Origin of the sequence: Streptomyces poonensis, from assembly GCF_014650915.1 — a bacterium.
GTDB lineage: Bacteria > Actinomycetota > Actinomycetes > Streptomycetales > Streptomycetaceae > Streptomyces > Streptomyces poonensis.
The window spans coordinates 393,653-412,707 of record NZ_BMVW01000002.1 but is presented as its reverse complement, the minus strand read 5'-3'; the positions used below and the strand labels follow the sequence as shown (position 1 = coordinate 412,707).

The window sequence follows — 19,055 nt, the reverse complement described above, 5'->3', positions numbered from 1 at the left end:
ACGAGCACAGGGAGTCGGCTTGCCTCACATGATCGATGCGACTGCGAACCGCAGCGGGGGAGCCCTCCCGGAGGGCTGCGTCGAACTCGGCTCGGCCGACGAACTGCGGGAACTCCTCGGGCAGCCGTACCCCCTCGTCATCGACAAGGTCCACCCCGAGCTCACCGACGACGATCTGCGGATCCTGAACCGTTCCTCCTTTTGTCTGCTGGCGACGTCGGACCGGTACGGCAACTGTGACGTCTCCCCGCGCGGGGACGCGCCCGGCTTCACCCACGTCCTCTCGTCCAGCAGGATCGCCCTGCCCGACCGCCCGGGCAACCGGCGCGGCGACAGCTTCCAGAACATCCTCGACAACCCGCACGCCGGGCTTCTCTATCTCATTCCCGGCAGCAAAGAAGTACTGCGTGTGAACGGCCGCGCCCGCATCCTGACCGACGCGCCTTTCTTCGACGACATGGCGGCGGCGGGGCGCCGTCCGCTGCTCGCGCTGCTCCTCGACATCGACGAGATCTACCTTCACTGTCCGGCCTCCCTGCGGCGCTCGGGGGTATGGGACCCGGAGTCCTGGCGGCGGGACTGACGGCACCGGTGTACGCGGTACGCGCCACGGGGGTCGTCTGTCGCATGGGCGGCAGGCCCCCGTGGTTGTCTCCCGGCCGCCCAGATATTGTCAACAATTTCGTCAGCGGTTAAGTTGATCCTCGAGAACCTCCAGCCCCCGCACCGCAGGGACAGCACGGAACCCGGGAACAGCGATGATCATCGATTGCCACGGTCACTACACCACCGCTCCGCCGGCCCTGGCCGCCTGGCGCGACCGGCAGATCGCCGGGCTCACCGACCCGTCGGCCGCCCCCGCGCGCGCGGATCTGCGCATCAGCGACGCCGAACTGCGCGAGACCGTCGAGACGAACCAGTTGCGGATGATGGACGAACGCGGCATCGACCTCACGGTCTTCTCCCCGCGCGCGTCGTTCATGGCCCACCACGTCGGGGACTTCCGGACCTCCGCCGAATGGGCCGCCATCTGCAACGAGCTGTGCTTCCGCGTCAGCAGTCTCTACCCGGAGCGGTTCGTCCCGGCCGCCATGCTGCCGCAGTCACCGGGCGTCGACCCCGCCACCTGCCTCCCGGAACTCACCCGCTGCGTCGAGGAGTACGGCGCCGTCGCGCTGAACCTGAACCCGGACCCCTCGGGCGGCCACTGGACCGCGCCGCCGCTCACGGACCGCTCGTGGTACCCCGTCTACGAGAAGATGGTGGAGTACGACATCCCGGCGATGGTGCACGTCAGCACCAGCGTCAACCCGGCCTTCCACACCACCGGCGCGCACTACCTCAACGCCGACACCACGGCGTTCATGCAGCTCGTGCAGGGCGACCTGTTCACCGACTTCCCGACCCTGCGCCTGGTCATCCCGCACGGCGGCGGCGCGGTCCCCTACCACTGGGGGCGCTTCCGCGGCCTGGCGATGGCGCTCGGCAAGCCCCCGCTGGAGGAGCACGTCCTGGGCAACGTCTTCTTCGACACCTGCGTCTACCACCAGCCCGGCATCGACCTGCTCCTCGACGTCGTACCGACGAAGAACATCCTCTTCGCCTCGGAGATGATCGGCGCGGTCCGCGACGTCGACCCCTGCACCGGCCACCACTTCGACGACACCCGCCGCTACACCGAGGCCGCCGCCCTCCCCGCCGAGGACCTGGCGGCGATCCAGGAGCACAACGCCCGGGCCGTCTACCCCCGCTTGGACGCGCTGCTGCGGCGTCAGGGTCGCTGACCGGCGGGACAGCCGGCCGCGGCCGGTGCCGCCGGACCCGCCGGTGCCCCGTGGCGCGCCTGCCCGGGATGCGGCATTCACGCCCTGCCCCGACGCTGGAACGGAGGACCCAGGAGAGAAAGGGGCCACGATGGCGTCGGACAAGAAGCTCCGCAAGGGAGACAAGGTCTCCTGGAAGAGTCATGGGCAGGATGTCGGCGGCAAGATCGAGAAGAAGATCACCGAGCGTACGGAGGCGGCGGGGCGGACGGTCGACGCGTCGTCCGAGGAGCCGCAGTACGAGGTCCGCAGCGACAACTCGGGGAAGACCGCCGTGCACAAACCCGGAGCTCTGCACAAGAAGGGGAAGTCGTCGTGACGAAGAACGAACAGGAGGGGGCCGACGACCGGGCCGGGACGATCAAGGAGTTCGGTGACGCCGTCAACATGTCGCCCGGCGAGCTGGAGAAGTGGCTGGAGACGGACGAGTCGAAGAGCGTGGGCCAGAGCGACGGCGGAGAGAGCGTGGGGCATGCCTCCGGGCGGCGCATCGTCGAGCTCAAACGCACCAAGAAGGGCGACCTCAGCGACGACGACGTGGCCCATATGCGCAAGGTCGTCGGGTATGTCCACCGGCACATGGCGCAGCGGCCCAAGGGCGACATCACGGACACACCGTGGCGCTACAGCCTGATGAACTGGGGCCACGACCCGGCCAAGTGACACCTCGGAGCCGGACCGGCCTCTGACCGGTCAGCCCGTGCCTGTGCCCGTGCCTGTGCCCGTGCCCGTGCCCGTGCCCGTGCCCGAGTCGGCGGCCTCGCCCTCCCCTTCGGCGGTGGCGGTGAAGTGGTCCAGGGTGCCGGTGAGATCGAGCATGCGCTGGAGGAAACCGGGCCGGTTGTCCAGCGTGAGCGCGATACCGGTGGCGCTGGTGCGGCGGTGCACCATCAGCAGCGTCGACAGGCCCATGGAATCGATCCACGTCAGCCCCCGGAAGTCCAGGCGGAGGCGCTGGAAGGCCGGGTCCGGGGTGAGGTGGTCGGCGACGGTGGCGAGGAGTTCGTCGCTGGTCTCGTAGTCGAGATCGCCGACGACCTCGATGGTCAGCACGTCCGGTGCGGTGATGACGTCGAGTCCGAACTCGGGGGGCAGCGTGGTCATTCGGTGGTGATCTCTGGGTCGGGGGCGGAACGGACGGGGCGGGCGGTGACGGCGGCGGTCCCGGCGTGGAGCAGGGCGGTGGCGCGCGGGAAGTCGTGGAGCTGCCCGCCGAGCAGGTCCAGCCCGACGAGCAGGGACCGCGCGGGCACCCGCCGCGCCTCGAGGATGCCGGCGGTCCAGGTGAGGAAGTCGGTGAACAGGCCGGCGTCGTCGACGTAGAGGGCGGTGGCGAGGAAGTCGACGATGTGGGCGAGGTCCTCGGCGGTGCGTTCGCGCTGCGCCTCGGTGTACCGGCGCAGTGCGGGGAAACGCTCCTCCATGTCCACCAGCGTCTGCTTGACCAGCTGGGGACGGGACTGCACGACCATCGTGTACTCCTGGTCGGTCAGGTGCGGCAGGTCGTCCACCGCCTGACGGGCGGCCGTCGCGTCCGGGGCCGTGAACCCGGTCTCCAGGGCGGCCGCGGCGGCCCGTGCGTCGGCCGCCCACCGGTCGGCGCCGAAGGCGCGGGCGTAGCGGCCGTCCGGTCCGAAGGCCCTGCCGCCGACCATGACGGGCACACCGACGGCCTGGCAGGCGGTGATGGCCGCGTGGGCGGCCGGCAGCCTGGTCGGGACCGAGGAGGAGAGCAGGACCGCGTACGGGTCGGTGCGGTGCAGATGGGCGATCAGATGCGGTACGGGCGTCTGGGCGCCGAGATAGTCCACCTGCCAGCCGCGCAGCTGGAGGACCTCCGCGACCAGGCGGGCCGGAAGGGCGTGCCACTCGCCGTCCACGCAGGCCACGGTCACCCGGCCCCGGCCGGTCCGGCCCGCACCCGGCCCGGCGGGCCCGCGCGGGGTCAGCGTGGCGATGACGCGCTCGTTGACGGCGGTGGCCGCGTGCTCCTGGGCGACCGTGATCCGGTCGGCCGCCCACTCGACGCCGACCTTCGCCTGGACCTCGCCGATCACGTCCAGCAGAAGCGTTTCCCTGTCGTGGCCGTCGTCGAGCCCCGCGTGCAGGACGTCGGCGGCGGTGTACGCGTCGCCGTCGAGGACGGCCTCCCACAGCCGGTCACGGAGACCGGCCGTGGCGTTGCCGGAAGCGGTCACGCGCTCCTCCCGTGCCGTTCGTGTGGGGTACCGGGGTCGCCGGGGACCCCTGGCTCGCCGGGGCGCCCGGACCGTCCAGGGTTCCCGGAGTGCCCGCGATGCATGTCTCCGCCGGTCACCGTCAAGGGGCGGGGCCGCGGCGCGCTGATGGCGATCACCGCCATGTCGTCGTGGCGGCCCTGGCCCAGCCACTGCGCGGCCAGCATCTGCACGCGCTCCACGACCGCCTCCGCCGGCATCCCGGCGCATTCCGCCAGGGCCCGTTTCAGGCGTTCGACCCCGTACAGTTCACCGCCGAGCGGCCCGCCGCGGGCCTCGGTGATGCCGTCCGTGTACAGCAGGCAGGTTTCTCCGGGGGCGAGCACGGTCTCCTCGGTCCGTACCGACACGGCCGGCATCGCGCCCACCAGGTTGCCGCGGGTGCCGCTCTCCTCCACCCGGCCGTCGGCGCGGACGATGAGGGGCGGGAGATGGCCCGCGCTGGTCAGCCGCAGCCGCACCCGGCCCGCACGGTGGCGCGCGGAAACCAGCACCAGGGTGGCGAACCGGGTGTGACGGGACGTCAGCAGCGCGGCGTTGAGCAGGTTCAGCACGTGCTGGTGGTCGTGGGCGAGGGGCAGCAGGGCGTGCAGCGTGTTGCGTATCTTGCCGGTCAGTACGGCGGCGTCCAGGCCCTTGCCCGCCACGTCCCCGAGGACGACGAGCGACTCCTGGGAGGGGTCGGCGCCGGGGTGGACGTCGTAGAAGTCGCCGCCGATCCGCTCGCTGTCCTGGGCGGGCCGGTAGCCGCCCGCGTAGTCGACGCCGTGGACGCCGCCGAGCGCCGGGGGCAGCAGCTCCTGCATCAGCGTCGCGGTGACGGCGGCCTGTTCGGTGTACAGGCGGGCCGCGGACAGGGCGGCACCGGCGCGGGCGGCGAACAGCCGGGCGAAGACGTTCTCGCTCTCGGTGAACGCCCTGACGGTGCTGGAGCGCAGCAGGATCAGGGCGCCGGCGGGGACACCGTGCCCGGGCAGCGGGGTGACGGTGACGGAGCCGACCGGGCCCTCGAACCCCTCGGGGATCGCCCACGCGGGGATCGCCCCGGGATCGATCCACCGGGTCGGCACGGGCGGGAAGCCCTGCAGCGCCTCGGCCAGTCCGGGCACCGTCGCCGGGTCGACCGCCCGCGTGACCCGGACGGCGGGGCCGTGGGCCTGCGCGTAGGTGACCGGGTGGCGGCGGCCCTGGGCGGGGGCGACGAGAACGGCGGCGTCCGCGAGATGACGGGTCGCCAGACGGGCGGTCACCTCCATGCAGCGCGGCACGTTCAGCGACGACAGCAGCGTGCTGGACACCTCGGAGAGGATCGCCGCGCGTTCCTGCTCCCTGCGCAGCGTCTCCTCGGCCAGGTGGCGGTCGGTGGCGTCGATCAGCCACCAGGCCACGTCCCCGTCCGCGCCCGGCCTGGGATGGGCCTCGAAGTGACGCCCGCCGATGGCACCCGACGGCGGCTCCGCCCAGGTGGCCCCGAGGCCGCCGGTCATGTGCCGGTGTGCTTCCGTCAGCCAGTCCGGCAGGTTCTCGTACGGCCCGTCGCCGCCCGTCACGTCGGGCAGTACCGTCCGGGCGGCGTCGTTGGCCTCCACGATGCCGCCGGCCCGGTCCACGACCAGCACCGGGCAGGGAGCGTCGCTCCACGGCGAGCCGGTGCCGGCGCCGCGTGGGCCTGCGGGGGAACCCTGAGGAGAAACCACGAGCAGGGATACACGCGTGGCGCGTACCCCACCACCTCTCTGCGCCTGGAAAGTTGTCCGACGGCAACCGTCTCGCAGCTCGCCGACGGATGCAACCCACCTCCGAGCCGGTCCCGGCCTGCCGGACGTCCCGGATGCCGGGGTCTGCCGCCGGACGGCGGGTCAGCCCGCCTCGGCCTCGGGCACCGGGTCGCCCGCTGCCGCGGTGGTGGTGACGGTGGTGGTCAAGTGGTCCAGGGTGCCGGTGAGGGTGAGCAGGCGCTCGAGAAATCCCGGCCGGCTGTCCAGGTGAAGGGTGACGCCGACGGCGCCGGCGTGGCGGTGGACCGCCAGCAGTGCCGACAGGCCCATGGAGTCGATCCAGGTCAGCCGCCCGAAGTCCAGCCGCACGCGGCGGAAGGCCGCTCCGCCCGGGGAGAGGTGCCCGACGACGGTACGGACGAGCGCGTCGCTCGTCTGATGGTCGAGTTCGCCGGCGACCTCGACGGTCAGCACGTCCGCCGCGGCGGTGACGATGAGGCTGAACTCGAACGGCGGTGTGATCACGGGCTGTCCTCCGGGTCGGAGTCGGGGCGGGCGGCCACGGCGGCGGCCCCGTGGCGGAGCAGGATCGTGGCGCGTGGGAAGTCCTGCAGCTGCCGCCCGAGGAGATGCAGCCCGGGGACCAGGCACCGCGCGGAGACCGACCGCGCATCGAGGACGTCGGCGGTCCAGGCGAGGAAGTCGGTGAACAGACCGGCGTCGTCGACGTAGAGAGCGGTGGCGAGGAAGTCGACGATGTGGGCGTAGTCCTCGGCCGTGCGCTCACGCTGGGTGTCGGTGTAGTGCCGTACGGCGGGGACGTGTTCCTCCAGACCCGCCAGTGTCCGTTCGATCAGCTGGGAACGGGACTTCACGACCATGGTGTACTCCTGGTCCGCCAGATGCGGGAGATCGTCCACCACCTGACGGGCGGCCCTCGGGCCCGGGGCCGCGATCCCGGCCTCCAGGGCGGCCGCGGCGGCCCGCGCGTCGGGCGCCCACCGGTCGGCGCCGACGGCGCCGGCGTGACGGCCGTCGACGCCGAAGCCCCTGCCGCCCACCATGACGGGCACGCCCACGGCCTGGCAGGCGGCGATCATGGCGTGGGCGGCGGGCAGCCTGGTCGGCAGCGAGGTCGAGAGCAGCGCCACGTCAGCCTGGGTGTGGTGCAGGTGGGCGATCAGATGCGGGCCCGGGATCTGGGGGCCGAGGTAGTCCACCTGCCAGCCGCGCAGCTGGAGGACCTCCGCGACCAGGCGGGCCGGGAAGGCGTGCCATTCGCCCTCCACGCAGGCCACGGCCACCCGGCCCCTCCCCCTGCTCCGGTTCGGGCCGGCCGACGGGGGCGCCGGAGCGGGCGGGACCAGCGTGGTGAGGGCCCGCTCGTTGACGGCGGTGGCCGCGTGCTCCTGGGCGACCGTGATCCGGTTGGCCGCCCACTCGCGGCCGACCTTCTCCTGGACCTTGCCGATGACGCCCAGCAGGAGCGTCTCCCGCTCCAGACCGGCGTCGAGGCCCTGGTGCAGAACGTCGGTGGCGTGGTACGCGTCTCCGTCGAGGACGGCTTCCCACAGCCGCTTCCGGAGATCGGCTGTGGCATTGCCGAAGTCGGTCATGAGTTTCTCCCTTGGCGCTTTCTCGCGTTGTGCGGGTCGGCGTATCCGCTGATCACTGCCAGCGGACCGGTTCGCGGCGCGCTGATGGCGACCACCGCCATGTCGTCGTGGCGGCCCTGGCCCAGCCATTGCGCGGCCAGCATGTGCACGCGCTCCACCACCGCCTCCGCCGGCATGCCGGCACACCCCGCCAGGTCCCGTTCGAGCCGCTCCAGGCCGTACAGCTCACCGCCGAGCGGCCCGCCGCGGGCCTCGGTGATGCCGTCGGTGTAGAGCAGACAGGTCTCCCCGGGGGCGAGGACCGTCTCCTCGGTCCGTACCGACACGGTCGGCATCACGCCGACCAGGTCTCCGCGCGTCCGGGTCTCCTCCACCCGGCCGTCGGCACGGAGGACGAGCGGCGGGGGGTGGCCCGCGCTGGTCAGCCGCAGCCGCACCCGGTTCCCACGCCGCCGCGCCGAGGCGAGGACCAGTGTGGCGAACCGCGCTTCGGGGGACCTCAGCAGCGCGGCGTTCAGCAGGTTGAGGACATAGGCGTGGTCGTGGGCGAGGGGCAGCAGGGCGTGCAGCGTGTTGCGGATCCTGCCGGTCAGCACGGCGGCGTCCAGGCCCTTGCCCGCCACGTCCCCGAGGACGACGAGCGACTCCTGGGAGGGGTCGGCGCCGGGGTGCACGTCGTAGAAGTCGCCGCCGATCCGCTCGCTGTCCTGGAAGGGCCGGTAGCGTCCGGCGTACTCCACGCCGTGGACGCCGCCGAGCGCCGGGGGCAGCAGTTCCCGCATCAGGACCGCGGTGATACGGGCCTGATCGTCGTACAGGCGGGCCGCGGACAGGGCGGCACCGGCGCGGGCGGCGAGCAGCCGGGCGAAGCCGTCCTCGCTCTCGGTGAAGGCCGGCCCGGCGTCGGAGCGCAGCAGGATCAGCGCGCCGTCGGGGATGCCGTGGCCGGGCAGCGGGGTGACGATGACGGAGCCGACCGGGCCCTTGAACCCCTCGGGGATCGCCCAGGAGGGGACGGCGCCGGGGTCGATCCACCGGGTCGGCACGGGCGGGAAGCCCTGGAGCGCCTCGGCCAGTCCGGGCACCGTCGCCGGGTCGACCGCGCGCGTGGTCAGGGTGACGGGGCCGTCGGCCAGCGCGGAGGTGACCGGATGGCTGAGGCCCTGGGCGGGGGCGATGAGGACGGCGGCGTCGGCGAGGTGGTGCGCCGCCAGGCGCGCCGTCGACTCCATGCAGTGCGACAGGCTCAGCGACGACAGCAGCGTGCTGGACACCTCGGAGAGGATCGCCGCGCGTTCCTGCTCGCTGCGCAGCGTCTCCTCGGCCAGGCGGCGGTCGGTGTCGTCGATCAGCCACCACACCACGTCCCCGTCCGAGCTCGGTGTGGGGTGGGCGTCGAACAGACGGTCACCGATGGCGCCGGACAGCGGATCCGCGTGTGCGGCGTCGCGGCCGCCGGCCATGCGCCGGTGTGCGTCCGCCAGCCAGTCCGGCAGGCCCTCGGGGAGCCGGCCGGCATCCGCCGCCCGGGGCAGCAGCGCCCGGGCGGCGTCGTTCACCTCGACGATGCCGCCGTCCCGGTCCACGACCAGGACGGGGCAGGGGGCGTCGCTCCACGTCGAGCCGACGCTGACGCCGGCACCGCTGGAGCCGCCGGGACGACCCTGGGGTGAGATCACAAGAGGAGGCGCGCGTACCGCACCCCACCGCCTCTCTGCACGTCGAGCGTTGTCTCGCGGCAACCGTCTCGCAGGGGCGTGACCTGATGCACGTGAGCTTCGGAGTCGAACGAATGTCACGTGTGTCGGGCGTTTTCTGCCCGTCTTGCGTCGCAGTGAGAAGCGGTTCTTGACCGGTTCGCCGCCGTGTTCGTCGCGGAGACGATCCTTCGCCGATCGGGCCGCCGTCTCAGCCGGGGAAACGTCCCGTCGAGCGCAGGTGCCGGCGGCGTTCGGCATAGGCCAGGTCGTCGCGCCACAGGCGGCCCGCGGCGGCGCGCACGAAGGGGCGCAGCAGCGGCGCCAGGCCCCGGGCGGCGCGGAAACCGGGCCGGTCGGAGGCGGCCACGACGGCCTCGATCACCGCGGTCCGGGGCCGGCCCCGGGCGTCCCGGCCGAGCGGCGTGGCGTGCGTCTCGACGACCGAGCCCGCTCCCTCCCCCTCGGTGATGCGCATGACGACCGTGCGCGGTCCCGGAGCGGTGAACACCGCCCGCACCGGCACGACCAGCCGCCCGGCGACCTTGAACGAGACATCGACGGTGAAGCCCTCCTCCTCGTCCGCGGGCGAGCCGACGACGGTGAGGTCGACGAAGGAGTAGGGGTGGAACCAGGCACCGTGCCAGGGGTCGAGCCGGTTGGCGACGACGTCCTCGGGATCGCACACCCCGACACCGGTGTAGACCGCCGTCAGCGCGCGGGACGGATCGGGCCGCCGGGGGATCACGGGAGCCGGTGACGGGTCCTCGCCCCCGGCCTCGTCGAGCCGGACCCAGACGAGGACCCCGTCGTCGTACGCGGGCAGCGGCTCCCACCCGGCGAACGGCTCGCCGTTCAGGGCCAGTCCGTGCCAGTGGCACACGAGCGTGCCGCAGCGTACGGGGCTGTCGCGCAGCGGTGCGCCGAGGTGCGGGCAGGCACCCGGTCCGGCGACGAGCCGCCCGCCGCCGTCCCGCCAGAGCACCACCTCCCGGCCGGCCACGGTCCGGCCCAGGGGCCGGTCGCCGCGTACGTCACGACGGGCGCCGACGACGTACCAGTTGCCCGACGGCCGTGCCTGCGCCTGCTTCAGCGCGTCCGCGATCAGCGCGGGCCGGGCCTCGCGCCACGTCGGCCGCTGCCGCTCCCAGGGCACGGGCCCGCGGCGCAGGGTGAGGGGGAAGCGGGTACGGCGGGGGGAACGTCCGGGGTTCACACGGCCTCCGCGCGGGCGGGCCGGGACGGCGGGGCGGCCGGCGGGACGGGAGGCCACGCCGGGACGACCGGTGCGGGGTGCCGGCCGGCGGTGCGGGCGGCCAGACGGGCGGCCAGACGGGCGGCGGCGAGGCGGCACAGGCCGTCGGCGGCGACCGTCGCACGGCGCCGGCGCGGTACGACGGCGCGGCGGTGCACCGCGGCGTACCCGTCCTCGGCGACGGCGTCGAGGATGCCCGCGTACAGCACGAACGCGGTCCGGATGCACGGCCGGGCCACCGGGTCCAGCATCGCGAGACCGGGCGCGGCCTCGCGGTAGACGCCGCGGGTGAGGTCCTCGGCCGCCCGCAGGGCGTGGGTGATCCGCCGGTCGCGGCGGCCGGTGGCCCTGCTCCACGTCAGCAGCGCGCGGTCCACGCCGTGCGCGGCCAGCAGGTCGGCGGGCAGATAGACACGGCCACGGTCCAGGTCCTCGCCGACGTCCCGCAGGAAGTTGGTGAGCTGGAAGGCCACGCCGAGGGCCGCCGCGTGCGGGGCCGCCTCCTCGCGCGGGACCACCGTGCCCAGCACCGGCAGCATCTGCAGCCCGATCGCGGCGGCCGAACCGTGCATGTAGGAGAGCAGTTCGGCGTACGTCGGGTAGTCGGTGACCTCCAGGTCGCGGTGCATGGACGCCATGAAGTCGGCGAAGTGCCGGTGGTCGATGCCGTGGCGCCGGGCGGTGTCGGCGAGCGCGACGACCACCGGCTCGGTGCTCCGCCCGGTGCGCAGCCCGTCGGCCAGGTCGCCCTGGAGCCGGGCCAGCGCGGCGGCGCGCTGGCGGGTGGTCGCGCTGGTGAGGGAGTCGACGATGTCGTCGGCCCAGCGGGCGAACCCGTACAGGGCGTGCACGGACGGGCGGCGCTCCACGGGCAGCAGCCGGGTGGCCAGGAAGTAGGTCCTGCCGTGCCGGGCGTTGAGCTCGCGGCACCGTGTGTAGGCCGCGCGGAGCGACGGACCGGTGATGCCCGCCGCGTCCAGTTCGCGCACGGTCATGAGGGGGTTCCTTCCATCGCTGCGGGAGGGATGCGGGTGCGGGTACGGCGGCGGGCGGCGCCGGGCGGGCCGGTGATGCGGGCGGCGGCCAGCTTGCCGGAGAGCAGCACCGTCGGTACGCCGACGCCGGGGGTGGTGCCGCAGCCGGCGAGGACGGCGTTCCGCGTGCCGCGGACCAGGTTCCGCGGCCGGAACGGGCCGGTCTGGGCGAAGGTGTGGGCCGCCGAGAACGGCGTGCCGGCCGCGTGCCCCAGGGCCCGCCAGTCCGCCGGGGTGACCAGGCACTGCTGCTCGACGGCCGAGGCGAGGCCCGCCAGCCCACGGCGCTCCAGCTCGGCGAGGAGCCCGTCGCGGTAGCGCGGCGCGAGGTCGCCCCAGGCGGCGGCGCCCGGACCGATCTCGGTGTTGGGGCACGGCGCGAGGATGTAGTGGAGGTGGCGGCCCGGGGGAGCGAGGTCCGGATCCGTCGCGGTGGGGCGGGTGATGAGCAGGGACGGATCGCTCATCAGGCGGCCGGTGCGGGTCAGTTCGTCGAACGTGCGGTGCCAGGCCGCGCCGAACGACAGCGTGTGGTGGGCGAGCTGCGGCCAGGTCCGGTCGGTGCCGGCGTGCAGCACCACGGCCGACGGGGAGTACCGCAGGCGCGGTGCCCGGCGGGGCGCGCGGCCCAGCAGCCGGTAGACGACCGGCAGATCGGGGGTCAGCACGACGGCGTCGCAGGCGATCCGTTCGTCGTCGTGCGTCACTACCGCCGTCACCCGGTCACCGGAACGCTCCAGCCGCACCACCTCCTGCCCGAGGCGCAGCTCGGCCCCCGCGTCGGCCGCCGCGTCCGCCATGGCCCGCGGCAGCGCGTGCATGCCGCCGCGCGGGAAGTACACACCGGCCACGGTGTCCATGTAGGCGATGACCGCGTACGCGGCCAGCGCGCGGGCCGGGGGCACGCCCGCGTACAGCGCCTGGAAGGAGAAGACGCGCCGCAGCCGCTCGTCGCGCAGATGGCGGCCGACGCGTGCCTCCCACCGGCCGAAGCCGCCGAGCGCGGCGAGCCGGGCGAGGTCCGGATGGAGCAGGTCCAGGGGGGAGTCGAAGTTGCTGTCGACGAAACGGCGCATCTGGGCCCGGTGCAGCCGCTCCAGCCAGGAGCGCAGCCGGCGGTATCCGGCCGCCTCGCCCGGCCCGGCGAAGCGTTCGACCTCCGCGGCCATCGCCTCGCCGTCCGTGTGCACGTCGAGGGTGCTGCCGTCGGCGAAGTGCGCCCGGTAGGCGGGGTGCAGCTCGATCAGCTCGACCCGGTCGTACAGGCTGTCGCCGACCGCGGCGAAGGCCTCGTCCGCGAGATGAGGCATGGTCAGCACGGTGGGGCCGGTGTCGATGCGGTACCCGCCGCGTTCCAGCAGGCCGGCCCGGCCGCCCGGCAGCGGGTCGCGCTCGACGACGGTGACCCGGCGGCCCGCGCCGAGCAGATGCAGGGCGGCCGACAGACCGGACAGTCCGGCGCCGACCACCACGACGTGGTCGGTGCGCCCGCGCACGGTACGGGTCACCGTCCCGCCCCCGGGGCCGGAACGGTGAGCGGCGCCGGCCCGGCCCGGCCGGGTCCGGGCTCCGCGCGGGTGCCGCCCCGCCCGGCGGGGACACCGGCCGCGGCACACAGCAGCCGCCGCAGGTGCGGCTCCGCCACGGGGTCGAGCACGGCCGTGGACAGGTGCCGCAGGGCCTGCGCGGCCAGGCGCTCGATACGGGCCTCGACGACGTCCCGGGCGCCGGTGCCGACGAGCACCTCCCGGACGCGCGCCAGCTGGGCGCCGGACAGGTCGGCCCGGCCGAGCGAGCGCCGCAGCACGGCCAGGGCACGGCGGTCGCCGGACGCCTCGGCGCGGGCCCGGGCGAGGGCCACGAGGTAGGTGGGTTTGCCGCTGCGGATGTCGCCGCCCGACGGTTTGCCCGTACGGCGCGGATCCGCGAACACGTCCTGGAGGTCGTCGCGGAGCTGGAAGGCCAGCCCGGCGTACCGCCCGGCCGTGGTGAGGGCCCGGGTCGTGGCGCCGTCGGCACCGGCGAGGGCCGCGCCCAGCGCCAGTGGCCGCTCCACGGAGTACAGCGCGCTCTTCAAGCAGGCGGCCCGCAGCGCCCGGGCCGTGCGGTGGGCGGGGGGTGTCCCGCCGCGGTGCGCCGAGGTCGCCCCGCCCTGGACGTCCAGGTACTGCCCGGCCACCATCTCGGTGCGCATGGCGCTCCAGACGCCGTGCACCCGGCGGGCGGCGTCCGGGGCGAGGGCGAGGACGGTGTCGGCGACCAGGTCCTCCGCCCAGGCGAGTGCGAGGTCCCCGGCGAGGATCGCGGCGGCCTCGCCGAACCGCTCGCCGCCCGCCCCCGGGGCGACCGGCGCGTACTGGGCGGCGATGTCCGTGTGCAGGGCCGGCCGGCCGCGGCGCAGCCGGGCCCCGTCCATCACGTCGTCCTGCACCAAAGCGCACGTCTGGACGAGTTCGAGGGCGGCGCCGATCCGCAGCGCCGCCTCGGCGGACGCGGCGTCCGCGCCCCCGCAGGCGCGCAGTCCCCACCACACGAAACAGGACCGGGTGCGCTTGCCGCCGTCGAGCGTGAACCGCGCGACGCGCTCGGCGATGTCCCGGGCGAACACCGCGTCCGTCGCCCGGGCCCGGCCGACGCGCCCGGCGAGCACCCGGGCCAGGACGCGGCCCACGGCGCCCGGCACATCGGCGTCGACGGCGGGCAGGTCGTGGACGTCGACGGGGAACGGCGGGTCCCCGCGGAGGTCCGCGGGCAGCGGCAGGTCCGCGTCGGCGACCGGCGGACCGCCGATGACCGGCAGGCCGTCGCCGTCCGAGGGGAACCGTACCTGCGCGCGCTCTCCGGTGACCTCGGTGGAACGCATCCCGGTTCCTTTCGTCGTGGCCGGCGGCCGGCCTCCTCCGGGCGACGGAAGGCGGGCCTCGTCGCGTACGTGTGTCACGGTGCCCCCGAAGAAACGGCGCGAATGGGTACGAGTTGACCATGGGGGACGAAGTCCCGGGCCCTGGGTAGCCTCGCAGCACGGGGAGTAAACGTTCATTTCCGGAAGGTGCGTGTGACGCCGTACCGCACGTACGCGTGACCCCGCGGGACCGCAAACGACGCAACATGCGCCCGCCCGGGTTTGCCGACGGCCCGACCGGGAGACCGGAAAGGAACCGTGAGGCCGCCGACGGACCGGTTCCGTCACCGGGGGTCCCCGCGGGACCGCGCCGGCACCGGGAGCCCGGGCGCACGGCGTGCCGCCGCGAGGAGCCACGCGTGCGGTCCGGCGACCGCGCGGCCGGTCGTACGCACCGTGCCGAGCGTGTCCGCGTCCCGGCGGGCACGGCAGCCGGGATGCTGGCGAGGAGGCACCCACCGTGCCCGCGCGCTCGAGGAGGGACCCATCGTGCTGCAGGCGGATGTCGCCATCGTGGGCGCCGGAGCGGCGGGTCTGTCCCTGGCGCACCGGCTCGCCCGCCCCGCCGCCACAGTCGCCGGAACCCGGCCCCGGCGGCTGTCCGTGGTCCTGCTGGAGGCCCCGCCGGGCGCACTGCGACCGCCCCGGCGGACCTGGTGCTTCTGGGAGCCGGAGGCCGGCCCGTACGACGCCGCCGTCACCGCCTCCTGGCGGACCCTCCGCGTCCACTGCCCGGCGGGCCGCCCCCTCGTGGGCGACATCGCCCCGCTGCGCTACAAGATGATCCGCTCGGACGACTTCGAGGCACTCGTCGCGCACGACCTCGCCCGCACCCGCGCGGTCCGGCGCGTCGAGGCGGTCGTCGAGACGGTCCAGCACGTCGACGGCGGCGCGGAGGTGCTGGCGCACGACACCGGTGGGCGCCCGGTCGCGGTACGGGCCCGCTGGGTGTTCGACTCCCGCCCGCTGGGCAGCCTGCCCGCCGCCCGCACCACGCTGCTCCAGCACTTCCGGGGCTGGTTCGTCCGGGCCGACCGGCCGGTCTTCGACCCCCGCGCGGTGGAGCTGATGGACTTCCGCACGCCCCAGCCGGAGCACGGGCTGTCGTTCGGCTACATCCTGCCGACCTCCACCCGGCAGGCCCTCGTGGAGTACACGGAGTTCTCCCGCGAGGTCCTCGCGCCCGACGCCTACGACGCGGCCCTGCGCCACTACACGGAACAGGTGCTGGGGCTGCGGGAGCTGCGGATCACCTCGGCGGAGCACGGTGTGATCCCGATGACGGACGCGCCGTTCGCCCGGCAGACCGGCCCCTCCGTGTTCCGGATCGGCGCCGCCTCGGGCGCCACCCGCCCCTCGACCGGATACACGTTCGCCGCCGTCCAGCGCCAGACGCGCGCCGTCGCCGCCGCCCTGCGCGCCGGACGGCGTCCGGTGCCGCCGTCCGGGCACGCGGTGCGTTCGCGGGCCATGGACGCCGTACTGCTGCGGGCCCTGGACAGCGGCCGGATCGACGGCGCGGCGTTCTTCTCGGGTCTCTTCGAACGGGTGCCCGCCGGGCGCCTGCTGCGGTTCCTCGACGGCCGCACCCGGCTGCACGAGGACATCGCCATCGGCCTGCGCACCCCCGTCCGGCCGATGCTCCGCTCCGCCGCCGAACTGCCCTTCTTGCCCCGCCGCCCCTTCGCCTGATCCGCCCTGATCCGCCCGACGGAACCACCCGGAGAACCGATGACCGTACTGCGCGACGCCGAGCTGGCCGCCGCGTTCGACCACGCCGCCCGCGGCTACGACCTGCTCGTGGCCGCCAACCCGGGCTACCACGCCCATCTGCGCCGCTCCGTACGCCGCCTGGGCCTGCCGCACGGCGGGGACGGGCTGCGCGTGCTGGACCTGGGCTGCGGGACGGGCGCCTCGACGGCCGCCCTCGCCGGCGTACTGCCCGGAGCCGCGATCACCGCGGTCGACGCGTCCGTGGGCATACTGGACCGGGCCGCCGGCAAGCCCTGGCCACGGCGCGTGACCTTCGTCCACGCGCCCGCGGAGGGCCTGGCGGACGCCGGGGTGCGCGGTCCGTTCGACGCCGTCTTCGCCGGCTACCTCTTCCGCAACACCGCCGACCCCGACGCCGTGCTGCGGGCGGTGCGCGAGGTGCTGGCGCCGCGGGGGCGGCTCGCGGCGCACGAGTACACCCTCAGCGGACGCGCCCGGCACCGCGCGACCTGGACGGCGGTGTGCCGGGGTCTGGTCCTGCCCGTGGCCTCCGCCCTGGGCGACGGACGGCTCTACCGCCACCTGTGGCGCAGCGTCGTCGACTTCGACACCGCGGACCGCTTCGCCGACCGTGTCCGGGCCGCCGGCTTCGACCGCGTACGGGTCCTGCCCCTGCCGGGCTGGCAGACCGGCATCACCCACACCGTCGTGGCCCGCCGCGGGCACGCGGGCCCGGCGGACGTCCGGCCCGTGTCCCCGGCCGGTCGGGCCGGGAGCAGCCGGGCGGTCGTGGCGGGTGACGAGCCTCCGCCGGTGGGCGGCCCGTCGGCGTCGGCAGGTGGCCGGACCGGTCCGGCAGGGCACGGGGCGGGCCCGGCCGGGGCCGTAGGAGGGACCGCGTCGGAGAACGACCGGACCGACCCGGCGGGTTGGCGGACCGCGTCGGCGGACGCCTTGCACCGTCCGGCAGGTGTCCGCAGCGGTCCGGCCGGCGGCCGGAGCGACCTGGTCGGCAGCGGGACCGACATGGCCGGCGGTGGGACCGGCCCGGCCGGCAGTGGGACCGGCCCGGCGAGTGACCGGGCCGCGTCGGGGGGCCACCGGGTCGCGCCGGAGGGCCATCGGGTCGCGCCGGCGAGTGACCGGGCCGCGCCGGGGAGCCACCGGGCCACGCTGAGGAGCAGCCACGGGGCTCGGGAGGTGAACCACGGTGCTCCGAGGGCCGACCCGGCCGTTGCGGGAGGCGTCTGGCTCGCGCCGGCGGACAAGGGGTTCGCGCGGGTGGGTGACCGGCTCTCGCCGGGGAACGGCCGGGGCGCCGGGACAAGGAACAGGACGACGAGTGAGAGGACCGTCCCGCCCGCGCCGGCGGGAAGCGACCACACGGCCCCGGCAGACGGCCGAGCCGCTCCGACGGACGGTCGAGCCGCGTCGGCGGGGAGCGACCACACGACCCCGGCAGACGGCCGAGCCGCCCCGGCGGGCGACCGATGACCGGCCCCCGCGACCCGCGGGCGGCGGCGCGGCGTGGCAGGGACCGGCGGGCCGTGGTGGTGCCGGCCCGTCCCGGGGCGCCCCGGATCACCGGTGCCCCGCCCACCACCGCCGTCGTCGGCGGCGGCATCGCGGGGCTGGCCGCCGCGACGGTCCTGGCGGAGCGTGGCGTGCGCGTGACCCTGCACGAGCGCGAACCCGTTCTCGGAGGACGTCTGGCCGGTTGGCCCACCACTCTCGGCGACGGCGGCACCGTGACGATGAGCCGCGGCTTCCACGCGTTCTTCCGCCAGTACTACAACCTCCGTGGCCTGCTGCGCCGTACGGACCCGGGCCTGGAACGCCTCACGGGCCTTCCCGACTATCCGCTCCGGCACGCGGACGGCCTGTGCGACGGCTTCCGCCGCGTGCCGCGCACCCCGCCCTGGAGCGCGCTCGGCTTCGTGGCGTCGAGTCCCGCCTTCGGCGCCCGCGACCTGCTGCGGATGAACCCGGTCGCCGCGCTGCCCCTGCTCGACGTCCGGGTGCCCGAGGTGTACGAGCGGCTGGACGCCGTCAGCGCGCAGGACTTCCTGGACGCGATCCGGTTCCCCGAAGCCGCCCGGCACCTGGCGTTCGAGGTGTTCTCCCGCAGTTTCTTCGCCGATCCGCGCGAGCTGTCCGCCGCCGAGATGGTGCTGATGTTCCACATCTACTTCCTCGGCTCGGCCGAGGGGCTGCTCTTCGACGTGCCGGCCGAACCGTTCCCGGCGGCGCTCTGGGACCCCCTCGCCACATATCTGCGCGGGCACGGCGCCGACCTCCGCACCGCCGACCCCGTCGAGACCGTGTCCCCGCGCGCGGACGGCGGCTTCGACGTCGTCACCGAACGCGGGGCCCACCGCTTCGACACCGTGGTCCTCGCCCTCGACACCGCCGGGCTGCGCGCGCTCGTCGAAGGCTCCCCGCGGCTGGCCGACGCCCCCTGGCGGGCCCGGATCGCCCGGCTGCGCAACGCCCCGCCGTTCCTGGTGTCCCGGTTGTGGCTGGACACGCCCGTCGGCCGCCACCGGCCCGGCTTCCTCGGCACCGCCGGCTACGGCACCCTCGACAACGTCAGCGTCCTGGAGCGCTGGGAGGGCGAGGCGGCCCGCTGGTCGGCCCGCACCGGCGGCTCGGTGGTCGAACTGCACGCGTACGCGCTGCCGGAGGACGCGTCGCGCGACGTCGAGCAGAAGCGCCTGCTGGAGCAGTTGCACCGCGTGTACCCGGAGACCCGTACCGCCCGGGTCCTCGACGAGCGGCACGAGTGGCGCGCCGACTGCCCGCTGTTCCCCGTGGGCGGCCACGCCGGCCGGCCCACCGTACGGACCCCGGACCCGGGGCTCATGGTGGCCGGTGACCTGGTGCGGACGGATCTGCCGGTCGCCCTGATGGAACGCGCGGCGACGACCGGCTTCCTCGCCGCCAACGTCCTCCTGGAGCGCTGGGGCGTCCGTGGCCAGATGTTGTGGACGGTGCCGAACCGGGGGCGGGGCGCCGTCCTGCGGCACCTGGCGCGGTGGGGGAGCGGGTGACCGGCCGGGC

Annotated in this window: 16 protein-coding genes and 1 pseudogene; 7 read left to right on the top strand and 10 right to left on the bottom strand. The window is 74.9% G+C overall.

What is annotated here, in order from left to right; all coding sequences use genetic code 11:
* Positions 1 to 28 precede the first annotated feature (28 nt).
* From IE242_RS08720 to IE242_RS08705, 4 genes are all read left to right on the top strand, one after another.
* Positions 29 to 583: an MSMEG_1061 family FMN-dependent PPOX-type flavoprotein gene (locus IE242_RS08720; RefSeq protein WP_189857044.1), complete on the top strand. Its 555-nt coding sequence runs from the start codon at positions 29 to 31 to the stop codon at positions 581 to 583.
* Between the two features lie 175 nt (positions 584 to 758).
* Positions 759 to 1,784 (top strand): amidohydrolase family protein, encoded by a 1,026-nt coding sequence (locus IE242_RS08715; RefSeq protein WP_189857043.1) that lies wholly within the window; start codon positions 759 to 761, stop codon positions 1,782 to 1,784.
* A 130-nt stretch (positions 1,785 to 1,914) separates the two neighbouring features.
* Entirely contained in the window at positions 1,915 to 2,142 is a 228-nt protein-coding gene (locus IE242_RS08710) for a hypervirulence associated TUDOR domain-containing protein (RefSeq protein ID WP_189857042.1), read from the top strand.
* A complete protein-coding gene (locus tag IE242_RS08705) occupies positions 2,139 to 2,486 on the top strand; it encodes a DUF3140 domain-containing protein (RefSeq protein ID WP_268249434.1) in 348 nt (115 codons plus the stop codon). Before IE242_RS08710 ends, IE242_RS08705 begins: the two co-directional genes overlap by 4 nt.
* A 30-nt stretch (positions 2,487 to 2,516) precedes the next feature.
* Here IE242_RS08705 and IE242_RS08700 read toward each other — a convergent pair whose 3' ends face one another.
* The 10 genes from IE242_RS08700 to IE242_RS08655 form a co-directional block, all read right to left on the bottom strand.
* The gene (locus IE242_RS08700; RefSeq protein WP_189857040.1) at positions 2,517 to 2,927 is read right to left on the bottom strand and encodes an STAS domain-containing protein; all 411 of its coding nucleotides are present in this window, start codon (positions 2,925 to 2,927) and stop codon (positions 2,517 to 2,519) included.
* On the bottom strand, positions 2,924 to 4,021 hold the full coding sequence (locus IE242_RS08695) for a cobalamin B12-binding domain-containing protein (RefSeq protein WP_189857643.1): 1,098 nt from the start codon (positions 4,019 to 4,021) through the stop codon (positions 2,924 to 2,926). Before IE242_RS08695 ends, IE242_RS08700 begins: the two co-directional genes overlap by 4 nt.
* On the bottom strand, positions 4,018 to 5,757 hold the full coding sequence (locus IE242_RS08690) for a PP2C family protein-serine/threonine phosphatase (RefSeq protein ID WP_373299481.1): 1,740 nt from the start codon (positions 5,755 to 5,757) through the stop codon (positions 4,018 to 4,020). Before IE242_RS08690 ends, IE242_RS08695 begins: the two co-directional genes overlap by 4 nt.
* A 162-nt stretch (positions 5,758 to 5,919) precedes the next feature.
* Positions 5,920 to 6,303 (bottom strand): STAS domain-containing protein, encoded by a 384-nt coding sequence (locus tag IE242_RS08685; protein ID WP_229858508.1) that lies wholly within the window; start codon positions 6,301 to 6,303, stop codon positions 5,920 to 5,922.
* Positions 6,300 to 7,394: a cobalamin B12-binding domain-containing protein gene (locus tag IE242_RS08680; RefSeq protein ID WP_189857036.1), complete on the bottom strand. Its 1,095-nt coding sequence runs from the start codon at positions 7,392 to 7,394 to the stop codon at positions 6,300 to 6,302. The genes IE242_RS08685 and IE242_RS08680 overlap by 4 nt, the downstream gene beginning before the upstream one ends.
* A complete protein-coding gene (locus tag IE242_RS08675) occupies positions 7,391 to 9,073 on the bottom strand; it encodes a PP2C family protein-serine/threonine phosphatase (RefSeq protein WP_229858506.1) in 1,683 nt (560 codons plus the stop codon). Before IE242_RS08675 ends, IE242_RS08680 begins: the two co-directional genes overlap by 4 nt.
* Positions 9,074 to 9,302: 229 nt before the next feature.
* A complete protein-coding gene (locus IE242_RS08670) occupies positions 9,303 to 10,307 on the bottom strand; it encodes a DUF5914 domain-containing protein (protein ID WP_189857032.1) in 1,005 nt (334 codons plus the stop codon).
* Positions 10,304 to 11,341 (bottom strand): phytoene/squalene synthase family protein, encoded by a 1,038-nt coding sequence (locus tag IE242_RS08665; protein ID WP_189857030.1) that lies wholly within the window; start codon positions 11,339 to 11,341, stop codon positions 10,304 to 10,306. The genes IE242_RS08670 and IE242_RS08665 overlap by 4 nt, the downstream gene beginning before the upstream one ends.
* A complete protein-coding gene (locus IE242_RS08660; protein ID WP_189857028.1) occupies positions 11,338 to 12,888 on the bottom strand; it encodes a phytoene desaturase in 1,551 nt (516 codons plus the stop codon). The genes IE242_RS08665 and IE242_RS08660 overlap by 4 nt, the downstream gene beginning before the upstream one ends.
* Complete coding sequence (locus tag IE242_RS08655) at positions 12,885 to 14,243, bottom strand: polyprenyl synthetase family protein (protein ID WP_189857026.1); 1,359 nt, start codon at positions 14,241 to 14,243, stop codon at positions 12,885 to 12,887. The genes IE242_RS08660 and IE242_RS08655 overlap by 4 nt, the downstream gene beginning before the upstream one ends.
* 528 nt (positions 14,244 to 14,771) lie before the next feature.
* Between IE242_RS08655 and IE242_RS08650 the strand changes: the two genes are divergently transcribed.
* From IE242_RS08650 to IE242_RS08640, 3 genes and pseudogenes are all read left to right on the top strand, one after another.
* Complete coding sequence (locus tag IE242_RS08650) at positions 14,772 to 15,974, top strand: lycopene cyclase family protein (RefSeq protein ID WP_189857024.1); 1,203 nt, start codon at positions 14,772 to 14,774, stop codon at positions 15,972 to 15,974.
* 39 nt (positions 15,975 to 16,013) lie between these two features.
* Positions 16,014 to 16,727 (top strand): annotated as a pseudogene (locus IE242_RS08645) (class I SAM-dependent methyltransferase); the annotation flags it as partial.
* Positions 16,728 to 17,485: 758 nt separating this feature from the next.
* A complete protein-coding gene (locus tag IE242_RS08640) occupies positions 17,486 to 19,045 on the top strand; it encodes an FAD-dependent oxidoreductase (RefSeq protein ID WP_189857022.1) in 1,560 nt (519 codons plus the stop codon).
* Positions 19,046 to 19,055 lie beyond the last annotated feature (10 nt).

Bases quoted from the DNA above. Each gene is read 5' to 3' on its own strand.
- IE242_RS08710 (WP_189857042.1), top strand. From the start codon at position 1,915: ATGGCGTCGGACAAGAAGCTCCGCAAGGGAGACAAGGTCTCCTGGAAG.
- IE242_RS08640 (WP_189857022.1), top strand. From the start codon at position 17,486: ATGACCGGCCCCCGCGACCCGCGGGCGGCGGCGCGGCGTGGCAGGGAC.
- IE242_RS08715 (WP_189857043.1), top strand. From the start codon at position 759: ATGATCATCGATTGCCACGGTCACTACACCACCGCTCCGCCGGCCCTG.
- IE242_RS08700 (WP_189857040.1), bottom strand. From the start codon at position 2,927: ATGACCACGCTGCCCCCCGAGTTCGGACTCGACGTCATCACCGCACCG.
- IE242_RS08720 (WP_189857044.1), top strand. From the start codon at position 29: ATGATCGATGCGACTGCGAACCGCAGCGGGGGAGCCCTCCCGGAGGGC.
- IE242_RS08655 (WP_189857026.1), bottom strand. From the start codon at position 14,243: ATGCGTTCCACCGAGGTCACCGGAGAGCGCGCGCAGGTACGGTTCCCC.
- IE242_RS08665 (WP_189857030.1), bottom strand. From the start codon at position 11,341: ATGACCGTGCGCGAACTGGACGCGGCGGGCATCACCGGTCCGTCGCTC.
- IE242_RS08680 (WP_189857036.1), bottom strand. From the start codon at position 7,394: ATGACCGACTTCGGCAATGCCACAGCCGATCTCCGGAAGCGGCTGTGG.